The organism is Pseudomonas sp. GW822-FHT02D10 (assembly GCF_058802345.1).
In genome coordinates, this window is record NZ_JBXAOB010000001.1 from 486,592 (window position 1) to 501,400 (window position 14,809).

Annotated in this window: 11 protein-coding genes and 2 pseudogenes; 4 read left to right on the top strand and 9 right to left on the bottom strand. The window is 58.5% G+C overall.

Annotated elements, in window-relative coordinates; all coding sequences use genetic code 11:
• Positions 1-2 precede the first annotated feature (2 nt).
• The gene (locus AC1RPZ_RS02290; RefSeq protein ID WP_493134347.1) at positions 3-1,085 is read left to right on the top strand and encodes an alpha/beta hydrolase; all 1,083 of its coding nucleotides are present in this window, start codon (positions 3-5) and stop codon (positions 1,083-1,085) included.
• Positions 1,086-1,229: 144 nt separating this feature from the next.
• The gene (locus AC1RPZ_RS02295) at positions 1,230-2,123 is read left to right on the top strand and encodes a LysR family transcriptional regulator (RefSeq protein WP_493134349.1); all 894 of its coding nucleotides are present in this window, start codon (positions 1,230-1,232) and stop codon (positions 2,121-2,123) included.
• A gap of 209 nt (positions 2,124-2,332) precedes the next feature.
• Here AC1RPZ_RS02295 and AC1RPZ_RS02300 read toward each other — a convergent pair whose 3' ends face one another.
• From AC1RPZ_RS02300 to AC1RPZ_RS02330, 7 genes and pseudogenes are all read right to left on the bottom strand, one after another.
• On the bottom strand, positions 2,333-3,244 hold the full coding sequence (locus AC1RPZ_RS02300) for an AraC family transcriptional regulator (RefSeq protein WP_493134354.1): 912 nt from the start codon (positions 3,242-3,244) through the stop codon (positions 2,333-2,335).
• Positions 3,245-3,269: 25 nt separating this feature from the next.
• Positions 3,270-3,434 (bottom strand): annotated as a pseudogene (locus AC1RPZ_RS02305) (XdhC family protein); the annotation flags it as partial.
• A 518-nt stretch (positions 3,435-3,952) separates the two neighbouring features.
• The gene (locus AC1RPZ_RS02310) at positions 3,953-5,011 is read right to left on the bottom strand and encodes an alpha/beta hydrolase family protein (protein ID WP_493134356.1); all 1,059 of its coding nucleotides are present in this window, start codon (positions 5,009-5,011) and stop codon (positions 3,953-3,955) included.
• A 55-nt stretch (positions 5,012-5,066) separates the two neighbouring features.
• Entirely contained in the window at positions 5,067-5,198 is a 132-nt protein-coding gene (locus tag AC1RPZ_RS02315; RefSeq protein ID WP_493134358.1) for a hypothetical protein, read from the bottom strand.
• Between the two features lie 21 nt (positions 5,199-5,219).
• On the bottom strand, positions 5,220-5,636 hold the full coding sequence (locus AC1RPZ_RS02320) for an ester cyclase (RefSeq protein WP_493134360.1): 417 nt from the start codon (positions 5,634-5,636) through the stop codon (positions 5,220-5,222).
• Positions 5,637-5,727: 91 nt separating this feature from the next.
• Positions 5,728-6,489, bottom strand: a complete 762-nt coding sequence (locus AC1RPZ_RS02325) for an SDR family NAD(P)-dependent oxidoreductase (RefSeq protein WP_493134363.1) — start codon at positions 6,487-6,489, stop codon at positions 5,728-5,730.
• Between the two features lie 37 nt (positions 6,490-6,526).
• A complete protein-coding gene (locus tag AC1RPZ_RS02330) occupies positions 6,527-7,369 on the bottom strand; it encodes an SDR family oxidoreductase (RefSeq protein ID WP_493134365.1) in 843 nt (280 codons plus the stop codon).
• Positions 7,370-7,840: 471 nt separating this feature from the next.
• On the opposite strand from AC1RPZ_RS02330, the pseudogene AC1RPZ_RS02335 reads away from it, so the two are divergent.
• Together AC1RPZ_RS02335 and AC1RPZ_RS02340 are read left to right on the top strand one after the other, a co-directional pair.
• Positions 7,841-8,101, top strand: a pseudogene (locus AC1RPZ_RS02335) ((2Fe-2S)-binding protein); the annotation flags it as partial.
• A gap of 257 nt (positions 8,102-8,358) precedes the next feature.
• The gene (locus AC1RPZ_RS02340; protein WP_493134368.1) at positions 8,359-9,903 is read left to right on the top strand and encodes a Fic family protein; all 1,545 of its coding nucleotides are present in this window, start codon (positions 8,359-8,361) and stop codon (positions 9,901-9,903) included.
• Positions 9,904-10,473: 570 nt separating this feature from the next.
• Here the strand turns inward: AC1RPZ_RS02340 and AC1RPZ_RS02345 are convergent.
• Both AC1RPZ_RS02345 and AC1RPZ_RS02350 read right to left on the bottom strand, forming a co-directional pair.
• Positions 10,474-12,252, bottom strand: a complete 1,779-nt coding sequence (locus AC1RPZ_RS02345; RefSeq protein ID WP_493134372.1) for an acyl-CoA dehydrogenase C-terminal domain-containing protein — start codon at positions 12,250-12,252, stop codon at positions 10,474-10,476.
• A 97-nt stretch (positions 12,253-12,349) separates the two neighbouring features.
• Positions 12,350-14,806, bottom strand: coding sequence for an efflux RND transporter permease subunit (locus AC1RPZ_RS02350; protein ID WP_493134375.1), 2,457 nt, complete (start codon positions 14,804-14,806; stop codon positions 12,350-12,352).
• Positions 14,807-14,809 lie beyond the last annotated feature (3 nt).

Consider the following 14,809-nt stretch of genomic DNA (forward strand, 5'->3'; position numbering starts at 1 on the left):
GCATGGCATATCAATTCAGGAGAACTCACGTGAGAAAGACAATTTTGAAAGCCACGCTCATGGCGGCAATGGTCGGAATCTCCGGCGGCGAAACCCTGGCCGCGGACTACAAAAAGAACCCGTTCACCTTGGCCTACGATGGCGCCATTACCAAAAATGAGCCGGGCAAGGTCAACATCCATCCGGTCAGCTACAAGCTCAATGGTTTGGACATCGCCGCCAACGTTTACACCCCGGCCAATTACGACCCGAAGAAAATCTATCCAAGTGTTGTGGTTGCGCACCCCAATGGCGGGGTGAAAGAACAAGTCGCAGGCCTGTATGCGCAACGTCTGGCGGAACAAGGCTATATCACCATCACCGCAGATGCCGCCTATCAAGGTGCAAGTGGCGGACAGCCGCGCAGTGTCGACAAGCCTGCTTCGCGTATCGAAGACATCCACGGCATGGCAGATTTCATCACTCGATATGCCGGCGTCGACGGCAAACGCGTGGGCTTGCTCGGCATCTGTGGCGGCGGTGGGTATTCGCTGGCCGCAGCGCAAACCGATAAGCGCTTCAAATCACTGGCGACGGTGAGCATGTTCAACTCCGGACGAGTTCGCCGCAACGGCTACGCCGACTCGCAGCTGGATACGATCCAGTTGCGCTTGCAACAAGCATCGACTGCACGCGCCCAGGAAGTAGCCGGCGACAAAGTACTTTATTCAGGGGATGCCAATCTGACGGATGAGCAGATCGCCAAGTTGCCCTTCGACCTCTACCGTCAGGGCTACGAGTATTACTGGAAAACCCACGCCCATCCCAATTCAACCTTCAAGTACACCACCAGCAGCCTGCTCGACCTGATGCGTTTCGACGCCACCAACCAGATCGACCTGATCCAGCAACCGTTACTGATGATCGCCGGCAGCAAGGCCGATAGCCTGTACATGACTGAAGACGCATTCGCCAAAGCTACCGGCACCCAAGACAAGGAACTGTTCAAGCTCGATGGGGCAACGCATATCGAAACCTATTGGGTTCCGCGCTACGTGGATGCGGCCGTAGGCAAGCTCACCGCGTTTTATGCCAGAACCCTGTAAGCCGTTTCCTGGCGCTGCCATTAATGGCCGGGAGTTCATTTCCCGGCCATTCAGTTCAGGCGCAGTCGCGACAAAAATGCGCGCATCCCGGCGTGACATGCTTACATTAGGTAATGCCCTGTCCTTCATGAGAGCCTCTCATCAATGTCCCGAGCCAACTTCAATGACCTCCAGGCCTTCGTGGTCATTACCCGCGAGGGCAGCTTCACCCGCGCTGCTGCGCAACTGGGCGTCTCACAATCTGCTCTCAGCCATACGATGCGCGCACTAGAGGCCCGGCTCGGTGTTCGTCTGCTGACCCGGACCACGCGCAGTGTGTCGCCGACCGAGGCAGGTCAACGGCTATACCTGTCGATGGCACCGCGCTTCGAGGAAATTGAACTTGAGTTGGCCGCCGTCAGCGAGTTTCGCGACACCCCGGCCGGCAATGTGCGGATCTCGGCCTCGGAACACGCGGCGAACAACATTCTGTGGCCGAAGCTGCTGAAGGTGCTTCCAGACTATCCGGACATCAAGGTCGAAATCACCGTCGATTACGCCCTCTCCGACATCGTCGCGCAGCGCTACGACGCCGGCGTACGCCTTGGCGATCAAGTTGCCAAGGACATGATTGCCGTACCGGTCGGTCCGGATTTACGCATGGCGGTTGTGGGTGCCCCCGCATATTTCCAACGGCGATCCGCGCCGAAGGTTCCCGGCGATCTTGCCGAACACAGCTGCATCAATCTCCGTCTGCCAACCCACGACAGCCTCCTGCAATGGGATTTCGAGAAGGACGGTCACGAACTGAAGGCCCGCGTAGAAGGCCAGTGGACATTCAACAGCAGCCTGCCCATCCTGCGCGCAGCCGTCGCGGGCTGCGGGCTGGCTTTCCTGCCAGACGATATGGTGCAGAAGGAAATTGCTGACGGGAGTCTGGTGCGAGTACTGGAGGACTGGTGCCAACCCTTTCCCGGCTATCACCTCTACTACCCTAACCGGCGCGAACATTCGTCTGCGTTTGGCGTGCTAGTTGATGCACTGCGTCATAGTCGCTGAAGCAGCCGGCTGGCTGACCGACCGGTTTCGGCCGATTCTGTTGAAAAAGTGGCTCTCCCATCTGGCCTGCGGCGAAATTGGGTCATCGGCCAGAGGGAGGAGACATTACAAGACGAAAGCTTCGGTTTGGTATAGGCAACTAACTGCGCAGTCGGCCGCTTGGCGATCTCACGGTCAGCGAAAGATCGCCATTGGCAGCTGTAACTTATTTACTGCAAGCGCATTCGTTTTATGTCCCTCTGCGGCGGTTCTCCGAACAGACGGCTGTATTCGCGACTGAACTGCGACGAGCTTTCATAGCCCACCAATCCCCCCGCACTGCTTGCGTCGACATTCTGACTTAGCATCAACTGTCGAGCCGCTTGCAGCCGCAATTGTTTCTGATACTGCAGCGGACTCATGCCTGTTACGGTGCGGAAATGCTGGCGAAAGGTAGACGGACTCATGTGTGCATTCGCCGCCAAGTCGTCCATGCGTAGCGCATGGCGAAAGTTAAGTTTCAGCCAGGCAAGCGTCTTGGCGATGTGTTGGCTCGGTGAGCCCGCGGCGACGACATGTAGCAACTGCGAACCATGAGCGCCGCTTAACAGGCGAGCTATGATCTCTTCCTTGATCAGCGGCGCGAGTGTTTCAAGCAGTTCAGGTTCGCTGAGCAGTCCGACCAAACGCTCCAGCGCATCAAGCACCGCGGCGTCCAGCGCCTGTACGGTGATTGGCCGGAACCCTTCATCCTTCATGCGCTGTGACAACCGCATGCGCTCGGCGAGCTGTATCACCGTGGCGCTGTCGAACGTGAGCATCATGCCCAGGAATGGTTGTGTGACGCTCGCCTGAGTCACATGTGAAATGACCGGTAGGTCAACGCTGGTAACCATCGACTGACCGGGCGCGTAACTAAGCACCTCCTCACCCACCATGACCTGCTTGCAGCCTTGCAAGGTCACCCCAATCCCCAGTCCGTAAATACAGTGCACAGGCGCAGTGGAAGACTTGCGTCGATGCAGGCTCAGGCCGGGAACGGCGGTGAGCAGGTCGCAATCACTGCGCACAATCTGGCTGACGACGCCGGCGAGACGACTTGTGTCGCTGACAATTTGGTGACTTTTGGTAGCAGGCTGCACAGTGGTCTCCTTGAAAACACGAGGTCTATAGCTGGTCACGAACGACACCGTTGCTTACACGAACAATGTCTGCCATGACCGCCAGGGCAATCTCCGCCGGGGTCTTGCTCCCCAGCCTTAAGCCGATAGGTGCATGAATCCGCTCAAGTACCTGATCTTTCGGCATACCGATGCGTTTGATCCGCTCAATGGAGTTTTATAACGTCAACTAGCCGTAGCCAGATATTACGAAGTATTTCAGGCCATCTTAATGCCTAATCCAATGAGCCCGTTCTACAGTCGATGAAAGATGTAGTCGACGTGCGGCCGATCATCCAGAGCAACACCCCCCGCCTGCAGTTGCTGCTGTAACTCAGGGTCATCGATTCGTATTTTCCAGTCGTGGCTTGTCGGTGCCCTTATCCCGATGTCGTAATGATCAATAGCCTTAAGTAGAGACGTTCGATCAGGTAAATACACCGCCAGGGCATTGCCTTTCCAGGCAGCAACGCTCAGCCCCATGGCTTCACACACGACAATCTTGGCTTGTGCATCGTCCCTGTCGGCCTGACGGGAGCGTTCGACTTGATCGGCCAGTACCCGACGATCCGGTCGGTGAACAAGACCTCCGGGTACTTGCTTGCCTGATTCAAGCAGATTGCTGAGTGACCAACGCCCGGCACAGCTGCCAGGCGCTGGAAGTGTTGAGCACAGCCCCGTGAGACAAGGTCAGCCCATGTGCTTGTCGAACCAGTCCAGGATCAGTTTAGGGTGCTGTCCGAAGTAGTTGTAACCCTGAAATCGAAGGTCCGTTCCTTCGATCCAGAACAGCTCTTTGTCTTTGGAAGACAGGGTGTCGAAGATCTCCTGAACATTGGAAGGCTTGGTCAGGAAGTCATTGCGCACTTGAGCGACAAAGGTCGGTAACGTCACGGCTTTGGCATATTCCATGGGCCAGACATCCGCCAGGCGATAGCCGGTGCGCCGATGCAGTGCGGCATCGAAGAGATCGACGCCATTAGTGATTTTTTGCCGCTCCACCGCTGTTTCCACAAAAACCCTCGGCGATACCGGCTGCAGCGCCACCAGCGCTTTGACGTGTTTGAATTCTTTCGGGTGCTTCTTGATCCCGACGATGGTGGCGTTGGCTCCCAGGCAGCGGCTGTACAGCACCGTTTTCATGTTTTTTGTATCCGGTCGGGACTTGGCGTAGCGCAGCGAACCCACCACATCGCGGTATTCCAGCACCCCGTGCCCGTTGACGCCGCCACTGCCCATGCCGCTTCGACCATGATTGCGCAGGTCATAGGCAATAATGTTGTAGCCCGCATCATGCAAGGCCTTGTACTCCGGAAGAAAGTTCACCTCGAAGCCGCCGAAGTCGGTCCAGGGCTCCAGGTGTCCGGGGTAACCATAACGGTTACACGGCATCGGATGATTGCAGATCACCAAACGGTTGGATTTACCGGGAATGAACCAGCCTTCAATGGTCACGCCATCCATTGCCGGGAAGAAAATTTCCTCATACTCCATGCCGTATTCGTTGGGCCAGCGCAGAATAGGCGTACGTGTCGAGTGCGCCATCAAATCAGCAAGACCGTTGATAAAAGCATCGAATGGATCTTCTTTGGTTGCGGTCATCTGCTGTTTTTCCGCTGCCTGGGCAAAGGATAGTGCCGAGGTAATCACGGGTAGTGTGGCCATCACTGCGCCGATTTTGAGCATGTTGCGGCGGCTTTGCGAAGGCTCGCTGACTGGGAGAACGAGCATATCGAGTGGCTTGGCCATGTCAGGCTCCGGATATCTGCTAAAGGGTCAGGACTGCAAAAGACCTGGCGTCGGGTTACTGCGGTGCAGGCACATAACCTTCGGTAATCACGACGGAGCCTTCAGTAGCGGCCATGCGAAGTTTTTTAGCTGCGGTGAGGCCGCCGTCCTGCATGGGCCACGGGTGCGAAATACCCATGGCGACCATGCACTGAGTCCGACCGTAGACCTACAGCGGTACCGCACCGATCTGCTGAAGCAGACCCAGCAGGTCAGGCTGACCATGCTCTTCAACTATTTGACCATCGGCGAACCGATAGAAATTGACCGCCTTGACCTCGATAGTCTTTCCGGAGGGTGGAACACCCAGGAAGCTTCCGAGATGTGTACCTCGCATCGTGAAGCGCGCGGCCACCCTGTCGCCCTCAATAATCAGTTCCTCAAGCGTCCACTGAATATCTGGAAAGCCGGATCGCATCATCGCAATGATCTCCTGATAGCCGTCCGGCCCCCGCAAAGGCTCAGAACGGCCCGGGACGAAAAATATCGCCTGCGCAGAGATCAACTCCCTGGCCAACTCATCGCTCGCGGTGTTTATGAAATCAGTGAAGCGCTTCATCAGAAGCTTTTTTGATCCCGTTTCCATGATGGTTTCCTTTTCTATGTGAGTGATTGTGAAATACCACCTCGACCTCGTTAGAGGGACTGCTCATAGAGAGCCCCTCGCTGAAGAACCCTTAAGCCTGGTCGGTGGGCATGATCCACAGTTCGCTGACGGCGGCATGGCGTGGCCGGGTGACCATGTAAACCACGCCATCGGCGATGTCCTCGGCCTGCAGCACCTCGGTGCTCTCGTAGAAAGCATCGATGCTGTCGCGCATCGTTCCGCTGTTATGCGAGCCCAACTCCGTGTCGACACCGCCAGGCTCCAGCACGCCCACGCGGACATGTTTCTTGGTGATTTCCTGACGCAGGGATTCGCTGAATCCGTTCACGCCGAATTTGGTCATGTTGTAGACGCCATAGTTGGCCCAGGCTACACGGCCAGCAATCGATGAGATGTTGACGATATCGGCGACCCGGCGAGGCCCGTCTTCGGCTGCAGCCAGCAGGTGCGGCAAAGCTGCGTTGGTCATGTACAACAGGCCTTTTTGGTTGATCGCAATCATCCGCTCCCATTCCTCGGGATCGGCGCCGACGATAGGGCCAAGCAGCATCAGCCCTGCATTGTTGACCAGAATGTCCAGCCGCCCGAACCGTTCGACGACTGTCTGAACAGCCGCCTCGGATTGGGCGCGGTCGGTGATATCGGCAAGCACCGCGAGGGCGCTGCCGCCCACCGCCTGGATTTGCGCAGCGAGAGCATCCAATCGGTCCTGGCGGCGAGCAATCAGGGCGACGCTGGCGCCCCGTGCAGCGAGCGCCAGCGCCGTGGCGTGGCCAATTCCGCTACTGGCTCCGGTGACAATGGCGACGGAGCCCGAGAGTGTTGATGTCATGGATGTGTCCTTTGCGAATCAGAGTGAAAACCAAGAGTCACGCGTCTCCGTGAGCAAGAGAGGACGACAACTGACGGTAGGCGTCGGCCTGTGCCAGTAGCGCATTGGCCTTGGCCTCGAAGATCTGCACCGCATCGGAGCCCGCGGCGAAACGAACCGGCGGCTCGTCGAGCCCTGCAAGCTGCACAATCGCGTCGGCGAGCTTGGCAGGGTCACCGCCCTGTTTGCCGTCCATGCCACTCCAGGCCGTAACGGTCTCTCGCGTCCGCTGGGCATAGTCGTTGATGGAGGGGAGCGCGTAGGTGGTGGAATCGGCCGTCAGCAGTTCTGTGCGGAAGAAACCGGGCTCGACCAACATCGTGCGTATGCCGAAGGGTGCGATCTCAGGCGCGAGCGACTCGATCCATCCTTCGAGGCCGAATTTCGCCGCCGCATAGGCCGTACAGAACATGCCGCCAGCGATGCCCGCCGTAGAGGAAATGGTCAGCAACAAACCCGAGCGCTGCTTGCGCATCACCGGCAGTGCTGCACGAGCGACATTCATCGGACCGAACAGCAGCGTTTCGATCTGGCTGCGCACCTGTTCCGGGCTGAGCTCTTCGAAGAAGCCCGCATAGAAGTTACCCGCGTTGTTGACCAGTACGTCAATCCGTCCGAACTTGCCGATGGCAGCCTTGACCGCGTCTTGGGCATCATCGGGACGGGTAACGTCGAGCTTGAGGGTCAGCAAGTCTTCATGCTCGCCGATTGCCGCCAGCACTTTCCCGGCATCACGGCCGGTGGCAACGACGGCATGGCCGGCAGCGAGTGCCGCTTTGGTGATGTCTATACCCAGTCCACGGCCTGCACCGGTGATGAACCAAACTTTTTTCTCAGTCATGTGATTGTTCCTTTTCTAACGAGTGCCTATTGTGTCGAGCCTCTCCTTTTGGTTGCTGCATCAATCGGCGCATTCATTGCCTAAAATGACGAATGTTGTGTCAGTTCAACCCTCTTCGCTCTGACCTCTCGCAGCAGTTCTTCACGGCTCGTGAAGGGGCCCTCCTTGGGCGAATACAAACTGCCAGTAACGAGAACGCAGCGACTCGGCTCTCCAAGTCCTCCACCAGCTTTTAAAGTATGCGTCGACCAATAGCCCATAGAGTTGCCCGATCCAGTTCTTTCATTGCCTGATTCGATCACCGATTCAAGAATTTCAAGCGTTGTGAGTCGCGCGCATTGGACGCTCAACTCATCCGTCAAATTGGGCAATCATTGAAGCAGATCGCGCAATCGATCCAGGAGGTATGGCGCTACGGTTGGCAAATGCCCGGAACACTGATCCCACTCATTCACGGAGAGCTATCCCACTATGAGCGCCCTCAACATCAATGGCCGTGACTACACGGTTGACGTAGACCCTGGCATCCCGATTCTCTGGACTCTGCGCGACGCGCTGGGCATGACCGGCACCAAGTTTGGCTGCGGCGCAGCTCTGTGCGGCGCTTGTACTGTTCACCTTGATGGACAGGCCATTCGTTCCTGTGTCACGCCTATCGCGGCCGCCGAGGGCAGGAAGATCACCACCATCGAAGCAGCAACCAATGGCAGTGACCCAGTAGGTACAGGCATTGGCCCAAACTTGCCCCCGTCCTGCTAGGCAGTTGCAGACCCAGCACTCTACGTGCCACCAAGGCATGGGCTTCCATGACACTGGCTCCAGGGCAAGTGTCCAACGGGGTATCCCAGCCCTTATCGTTTTCGGCGAGAGCAGCTGAATCGTTATCAAATTTTAGTGAGCGTTAGCGTTTTCGCGCCCATCGAATTATTGCTTTCGCGTACTATCCCCTTCTGGTTATCATTTTTTAGCTCTCGTTAGGGGATTCGACAATGCAAGTAGGCTTCAAGGCACTCGCCGATCGCTACGCTATCGCGCTTGCACAACCCCTACGTGTCGAATCGGTGATCGGTACGACACGGATGAGCCGCGAGAGCAACGGACATGTCGAGAACAAGTATCCCGCCAGCTACCAGCCGGTGGACAATTTCGCGGGGCATTTTGAGTTTGGGCTCAAGTACGAAGAAATTCACCTCGAGTTTTTCGCCCGTCTGTTTGCGGCTGCTGGCCCAGAGTCCATCGAAGCCTGGTGCCGGCAAGCGCCCTTTGGCCAATATGCCCGCCGCACCGGATTCCTGTACGAATGGCTAACCGGACAGCATCTGGATGTGCCAGATGTGACCAATGGCGGCTATGTCGATGCCGTTTCATCGCAGCAGTACCTGACCCGCGTTGAGCCACTGCGGATACGGCGCTGGCGCATCAACGATAATCTGCCCGGCGTGCCGGAGTTCTGCCCCTTGGTCCGCCGTACCGATACCGTACAGCAAGCGCTGCAATTTGACCTGGATGCGGCACTGCGCGAGCTGAACCAAACCTTTGGCGCCGACATCCTGATGCGCACGGCCAGTTGGCTGACGTTCAAGGAGTCGCGTGCGAGCTTTCTGATCGAGAAAGAGGCAGACCAAGCCGACAGGATCCAGCGGTTTGCCCACGTGATCGCCAAGTACTGTGGCCATATCAAGGATCCGTTGAGCAACGATAGCCTGCACACGTTGCAAGCCGGTATTTTGGGTCAAGAGTCCTTCGGACTGGGCCTGCGGCACTCGCCGGTCTTCGTAGGACAGGCGACCATGCGCGAGGACATCGTGCACTACATTGCGCCGCAATTTGAGGTGCTAGCGCAACTGCTCGATGGCCTGAAAGCATTTGAGCTGGCAACACGGGGCGCCGAGCCGCTGGCCCGGGCAGCTGCAATCGCCTTCGCCTTTGTGTATATCCACCCCATGCGGGACGGCAATGGTCGGATCCATCGCTTCCTGATCAACGACACCCTAATCCGCGATAAGGCAGTGCCTGATGGCGTGATCCTGCCGGTGTCGGCCACCATCACGAGCTCGATCGATTTTCGGGCGCGCTACGATCGTACGCTAGAGGTGTTTTCGCGGCCATTCATGCAACGCTACGCAGCGTCCTATCGGTTTGGCGAACTCGTCGTCTACGAGGATGGCACCTCGAGCAACCTGGTCTTCGATGACTATGACGACGCGCAATTCGCATGGCGCTATCCCGATTTGACCGAACACGTCCTGTACACGGCACAGGTCGTGGCGCATACGATCCGTACCGAAATGGCCGATGAGGCCCGTGTGCTGGTCATTTTCCAGCGCGCCCAGGAGCGGCTCAAAGAGGTGGTAGAAATGCCGGATCAGGACGCGAACCGCATCATTCGCTCTCTCAAGGAAAATGGCTGGCAGGTATCCGGCAAATTGAAGAAAGCGTATCCGCAGCTGGACGACGCTCACCGGGCGGAACGTGTTGTGGAAGCCGTGCGCTCCGCATTCGAAGAACGAGAAGTGGGGAGCGGCGAAGAGTGATCTTCAACCTCACATCTCTGTCTTTCACAACGCTTGGCTCCTTGGACCGAAAGCAGATCGAAGGTGACTGGGATGGAGTCAGCAAACCCGTCGCTATCGCTCGAGTACGCCTTGCAATCGGGGGCAAATATGGGGGCAGCCCCAATCGCTTTCAGCCTGAAATCATTGATCTAGAGCCCTGTTCAAATGTTTTTTGGCGACCCTGAGAGTCTATGGCTGCATAGAGATCAGCGATTACGCCGTCGAATCTCTCAACCCACAGACACGATAAAGCCCCAATAAATCGAGGCTTTATCGTTGAATCCAGCGAGAATTCCAGCGTGCCGTGTCGTACCGCCAAGACAGGAGAAAGTCGCAGAACTCTCCCCTGCCTCCAGGCTGACCGACTGTCAGAAATCAACCGATGCCGAAAGCTGAAGGGTACGTGGCGCGCCCAGGCCTCCATACAGGCCACTCCCGTCGCCGCCGCTGTGGGTAGGTGTACGCGCCCTGTGCGGGCGGGATAATTTTTGTTGTCACCACGGGGGCTTCATGAATCTGTTATTGGGAGATCATCTCCGGCTCGCCGGGTCAGAACTGCGCTGCATCGAGCAGGTAAAGCGATTCGCTACCGGCCTTGACCGACGCCGCCAACGAATGGACACGCGGCAGCAGGCGGGCGAAGTAGAAACGCGCGGTGCCCAGTTTGCTGGCGTAGAAATCGTCCTGAGCCTCCTTGCCCATGGCCGCTCTGGCCATTAACGCCCACATGTAGGCATAGGCGGTGTAACCGAAGGCTTGCAAGTACTCGACCGACGCCGCACCGATTTCGTTCGGATTGTTTTTCGCACGGTCCAGCACCCAGGCGGTGAGCTCGTCGAGGTTGTCCAGTGCGCTGTTCAGCGGCTTGGTGAACTCGGCCAGATCGGCACTGGCGGTGGCGGTGAAATGGCGGATCTCGTCAGCGAACAGCGTGTACAACTCGCCGCCGGTACCGACCACCTTGCGCCCGACCAGGTCCAGTGCCTGAATGCCATTGGTGCCTTCGTAGATCTGGGTGATCCGCACGTCACGAACCAGTTGCTCCTGGCCCCACTCGCGGATGTAGCCATGACCGCCGAATACCTGCTGACCGTGAATAGTGGTTTCCAGACCCAGATCGGTGAGGAACGCTTTGGCGACCGGTGTCAGCAAGGCCACCAGGTCTTCGGCGCGTTTGCGCGTGGTCGCGTCCTCGCTGAACTTGGCGGTGTCCAGTTGCATGGCCACGTAGGTTGAGAATGCACGACCGCCTTCGTTCGAGGCTTTCATGGTCAGCAACATGCGCCGCACGTCCGGGTGAACGATGATCGGGTCGGCGACCTTGCCCGAGGTTTGCGGACCGGTTGGCGAACGGCTTTGCAGACGATCACGGGCGTATTCAACCGCGTTCTGGTAAGAGCGCTCGCCAGTGGCGAGGCCCTGGATACCGACGCCCAGACGCTCGTAGTTCATCATGGTGAACATCGCCGCCAGGCCCTTGTTCGGCGCGTCGACGATCCAGCCCGTGGCGCCGTCGAAGTTCATCACGCAGGTGGCCGAGCCCTTGATGCCCATCTTGTGTTCGATTGACCCGCAGGACAGCGCGTTCTTCTGGCCCAGACGGCCATCGGCGTTGACCATGATTTTAGGCACCAGAAACAGCGAGATACCTTTCGGACCTGCCGGTGCGTCCGGCAGTTTGGCCAGTACCAGGTGAATGATGTTTTCGGTCAGGTCGTGCTCGCCGCCGGTGATGAAGATCTTGGTTCCGCTGACCTTGTAGGAACCGTCAGCTTGCGGTTCGGCCTTGGTGCGGATGATCCCCAGGTCGGTACCGGCATGAGGCTCGGTCAGGCACATGGAACCCGTCCACACGCCGGCGTACATGTTGGGCAGGTACGCGGCTTTCAGTTCTTCGCTGGCGTGCGCGTTGATGGCCAGGCAGGCACCGGCGGTGAGCATCGGGTACAGGCCGAAAGACAAGTTGGCCGCGTTGAGCATTTCCTCGACCTGCGCGCCGATCACCTTGGGCATGCCCATGCCACCGTACGCCGGGTCACCCCCGACGCCGACCCAGCCGCCCTCGGCAAAAGCACGGTAGGCCGCCGGGAAACCGGCAGGCGTGTGCACAACACCGTCACGCCACGAACAGCCCTGCTCGTCTCCATTGCGATTGAGCGGTGCGATGAGGTCCGCAGCGATCTTGCCAGCCTCCTCGAGGACGGCATTGGCGGTGTCTTCATCCACCACCTCGGCCAGGGCCGGCATTGCAGCCCACAACCTGGAGACTTCGAAGACTTCGTTGAGTACGAAACGAATGTCACGCAGGGGTGCTTTGTAATCAGACATGATTGAAATACTCAGGCAATGTCAGGGCATTGAACATGCCCTGATCAGTGGAAATTTCACCCTCTCGGGTGCACGCTGAAAAATTCGAACAGGGCCATCAATGGCGCTTGATTGACGGAGTGCCGGGGCTTCGCAACAGGAAGTAGGACAGCGCCGGAATCAGGATCAGAGCACCGAGCATGTTCCAGATGAACATGAAGGTCAGCAGGATGCCCATGTCGGCCTGGAACTTGATCGGCGACCAGGCCCAGCACACCACACCGGCAGCCAGAGTGATGCCGACCAGGCCGACCACCCGGCCGGTAAAGGCCACCGCATTGCGATAGGCCTCCGACAGCGACAGGCCTTGGCGCTGGTACTGCAGCTGCACGCTGAGCAGGTACAGCGCGTAGTCCACGCCAATCCCCACGCCCAGGGCGATCACCGGCAAAGTCGCCACCTTCACACCGATGCCCATGACCACCATCAATGCCTCGCAGAGGATCGAGGTGAGCACCAGCGGCAGCAGTGCTACCAGCGTCGCGCGCCAGCTGCGGAACGTGATCAGACAGAACAGGGTCACCGCCGCATAGACGTAGAGCAGCATGGTGTGGTTCGCCTCGCGTACCACGATGTTGGTCGCGGCCTCGATGCCGGCAGTGCCGGCGGCCAGCAAGAACTGACGATCCTCAGTGCTGTTTTCCCTGGCGAACCTGTCGGCAATGGCGACCACTGCGTCCAGCGTTTCGGCTTTGTGGTCCTTGAGGTACGCGATCACTGGCATCACGGAACAATCGGTATTGAACAACTCGGGCGCATTGACCGAGGCCTGCTGCGCGGCGTAGTTCAGCACGTTCTGATTACGCTGGATGCTGTTCAGTTTGGGGTTGCCCTCGTAGGAGCCAGCGGTGATCTGGCGTACCGCGTTGACCAGCGATGACGTCGCTTGCACACCCGGGTTTTGCTGCAGCTCCCAGGCCAGGCGGTCGGCCAGGATCAATGTCTTGTAGTTCAGACAGCCTTCGGTCGGGGTCTTGATCATCACCGCGAACAGGTCGCTGGACAGCGCATAGTGGCTGGTGATGTAGGCGTTGTCGCGGTTGTAGCGCGAGTCCGCGCGCAGCTCCGGGGCGCCGCTGTCGAGGTCGCCGATCTTCAACTGCTGGCTGACCACGAAGCCTCCGATACCCAGCAACACCGCGATCAATAAGCTGCCGGTGGCCCACTTGGGGGTCGTGAAGCGGTCGAGCATGTCCCAAAGTTTGCCGAAGCCGCGATGCTGGGCGGCCTTGGTGTCAATCGTCAGTGCGCGCTCGGCGGCCCTGGCGCTAACGCCGATATAGGACAGCGCCACCGGCATCAGCAACAGCGAAGTGAAGATCAGCACCGCCACGCCGATACTGGCGGTGATGGCCAGGTCCTGGATCACTGGAATGTCGATCAGCATCAGCACCGCGAAACCGACCGCATCGGCCAGCAACGCAGTGACGCCGGCGATGAACAGGCGGCGGAAGGTGTAGCGCGCCGCCACCAGTTTGTCGGTGCCGCGGGCGATGTCCTGCATGATGCCGTTCATCTTTTGCGCCGCATGCGACACGCCGATGGCGAAGATCAGGAAAGGCACCAGCACCGAGTAAGGATCGATGGCGTAACCCAGCCAGGCCACGATGCCCAGCTGCCAGACCACCGCCGTCAGCGAACAGAAGATCACCAGCAGGGTGCTGCGGATGCAACGGGTGTAGAGGTAAATGATGACAAACGAGGTGATCACAGCCAGACCGAAGAACATCATCACCTGGATCAGGCCGTCGATCAGGTCGCCGATCAACTTGGCGAAACCGATCACGTGGACCTTGTACTTACCGTGGCCTTCTTTCCCGGCCTTGCGCGCGGAGCTATCACCGGCGAATTCGATCTTGTCCCGCAACTGTTCTTCGAGACTCTGGGCGAACTGATAGTAATTGATGCCGTGGCCGGTGGCCGAGGTCTTGTCCAGCAGCGGCACGATCAACATGGTCGACTTGAAGTCGCTGGCCACCAGGCTACCGAGGATGCCGGCGCGGTTGATGTTCTCGCGCAGCTGTTCAATGTCTTCGGGCGAGCCCTGGTAGGTATCGGGCATCACCGGGCCGCCCTGGAAGCCTTCTTCGGTGACTTCGGTCCAGCGCACCGCCGGGCTCCACAGCGACTTCATCCAGGCGCGGTCGACGCCTTCGGCAAGGAACAAACTGTCATTGACCTGCTTGAGCACACTCAGATACTCGGGGTCGAAAATGTCGCCTTGAGTGTTCTCCACCACCACCCGCACCGAGTTGCCCAGACCGCGTAAGGACTTGCGGTTCTCCAGGTAGTTCTGGATGTACGGCTGGCTCTGCGGAATCATCTTCTCGAAGCTGGGGCGCAGCTCAAGGCGGGTCGCCGCCATATAGCCCAGCACCAGTGTGACCAGCGCCATGATCAGCATGAACAGCGGACGGTAGTTAAACACCCACCGTTCCAGGCGGTTGCCGGAGCGCTGATCGAAGTCACGCAAGTGGCGGATCACCGGCATGGTGTCTTGCTTGAGGTCGCCCATGTC

Excerpts from the sequence above, each read along its gene's own strand:
- AC1RPZ_RS02345 (WP_493134372.1), bottom strand. The coding sequence starts at position 12,252 with ATGTCTGATTACAAAGCACCCCTGCGTGACATTCGTTTCGTACTCAAC.
- AC1RPZ_RS02320 (WP_493134360.1), bottom strand. The coding sequence starts at position 5,636 with ATGGAAACGGGATCAAAAAAGCTTCTGATGAAGCGCTTCACTGATTTC.
- AC1RPZ_RS02340 (WP_493134368.1), top strand. The coding sequence starts at position 8,359 with ATGCAAGTAGGCTTCAAGGCACTCGCCGATCGCTACGCTATCGCGCTT.
- AC1RPZ_RS02350 (WP_493134375.1), bottom strand. The coding sequence starts at position 14,806 with ATGGGCGACCTCAAGCAAGACACCATGCCGGTGATCCGCCACTTGCGT.
- AC1RPZ_RS02315 (WP_493134358.1), bottom strand. The coding sequence starts at position 5,198 with ATGGTCGCCATGGGTATTTCGCACCCGTGGCCCATGCAGGACGGCGGC.
- AC1RPZ_RS02330 (WP_493134365.1), bottom strand. The coding sequence starts at position 7,369 with ATGACTGAGAAAAAAGTTTGGTTCATCACCGGTGCAGGCCGTGGACTG.
- AC1RPZ_RS02325 (WP_493134363.1), bottom strand. The coding sequence starts at position 6,489 with ATGACATCAACACTCTCGGGCTCCGTCGCCATTGTCACCGGAGCCAGT.
- AC1RPZ_RS02290 (WP_493134347.1), top strand. The coding sequence starts at position 3 with ATGGCATATCAATTCAGGAGAACTCACGTGAGAAAGACAATTTTGAAA.
- AC1RPZ_RS02295 (WP_493134349.1), top strand. The coding sequence starts at position 1,230 with ATGTCCCGAGCCAACTTCAATGACCTCCAGGCCTTCGTGGTCATTACC.
- AC1RPZ_RS02310 (WP_493134356.1), bottom strand. The coding sequence starts at position 5,011 with ATGGCCAAGCCACTCGATATGCTCGTTCTCCCAGTCAGCGAGCCTTCG.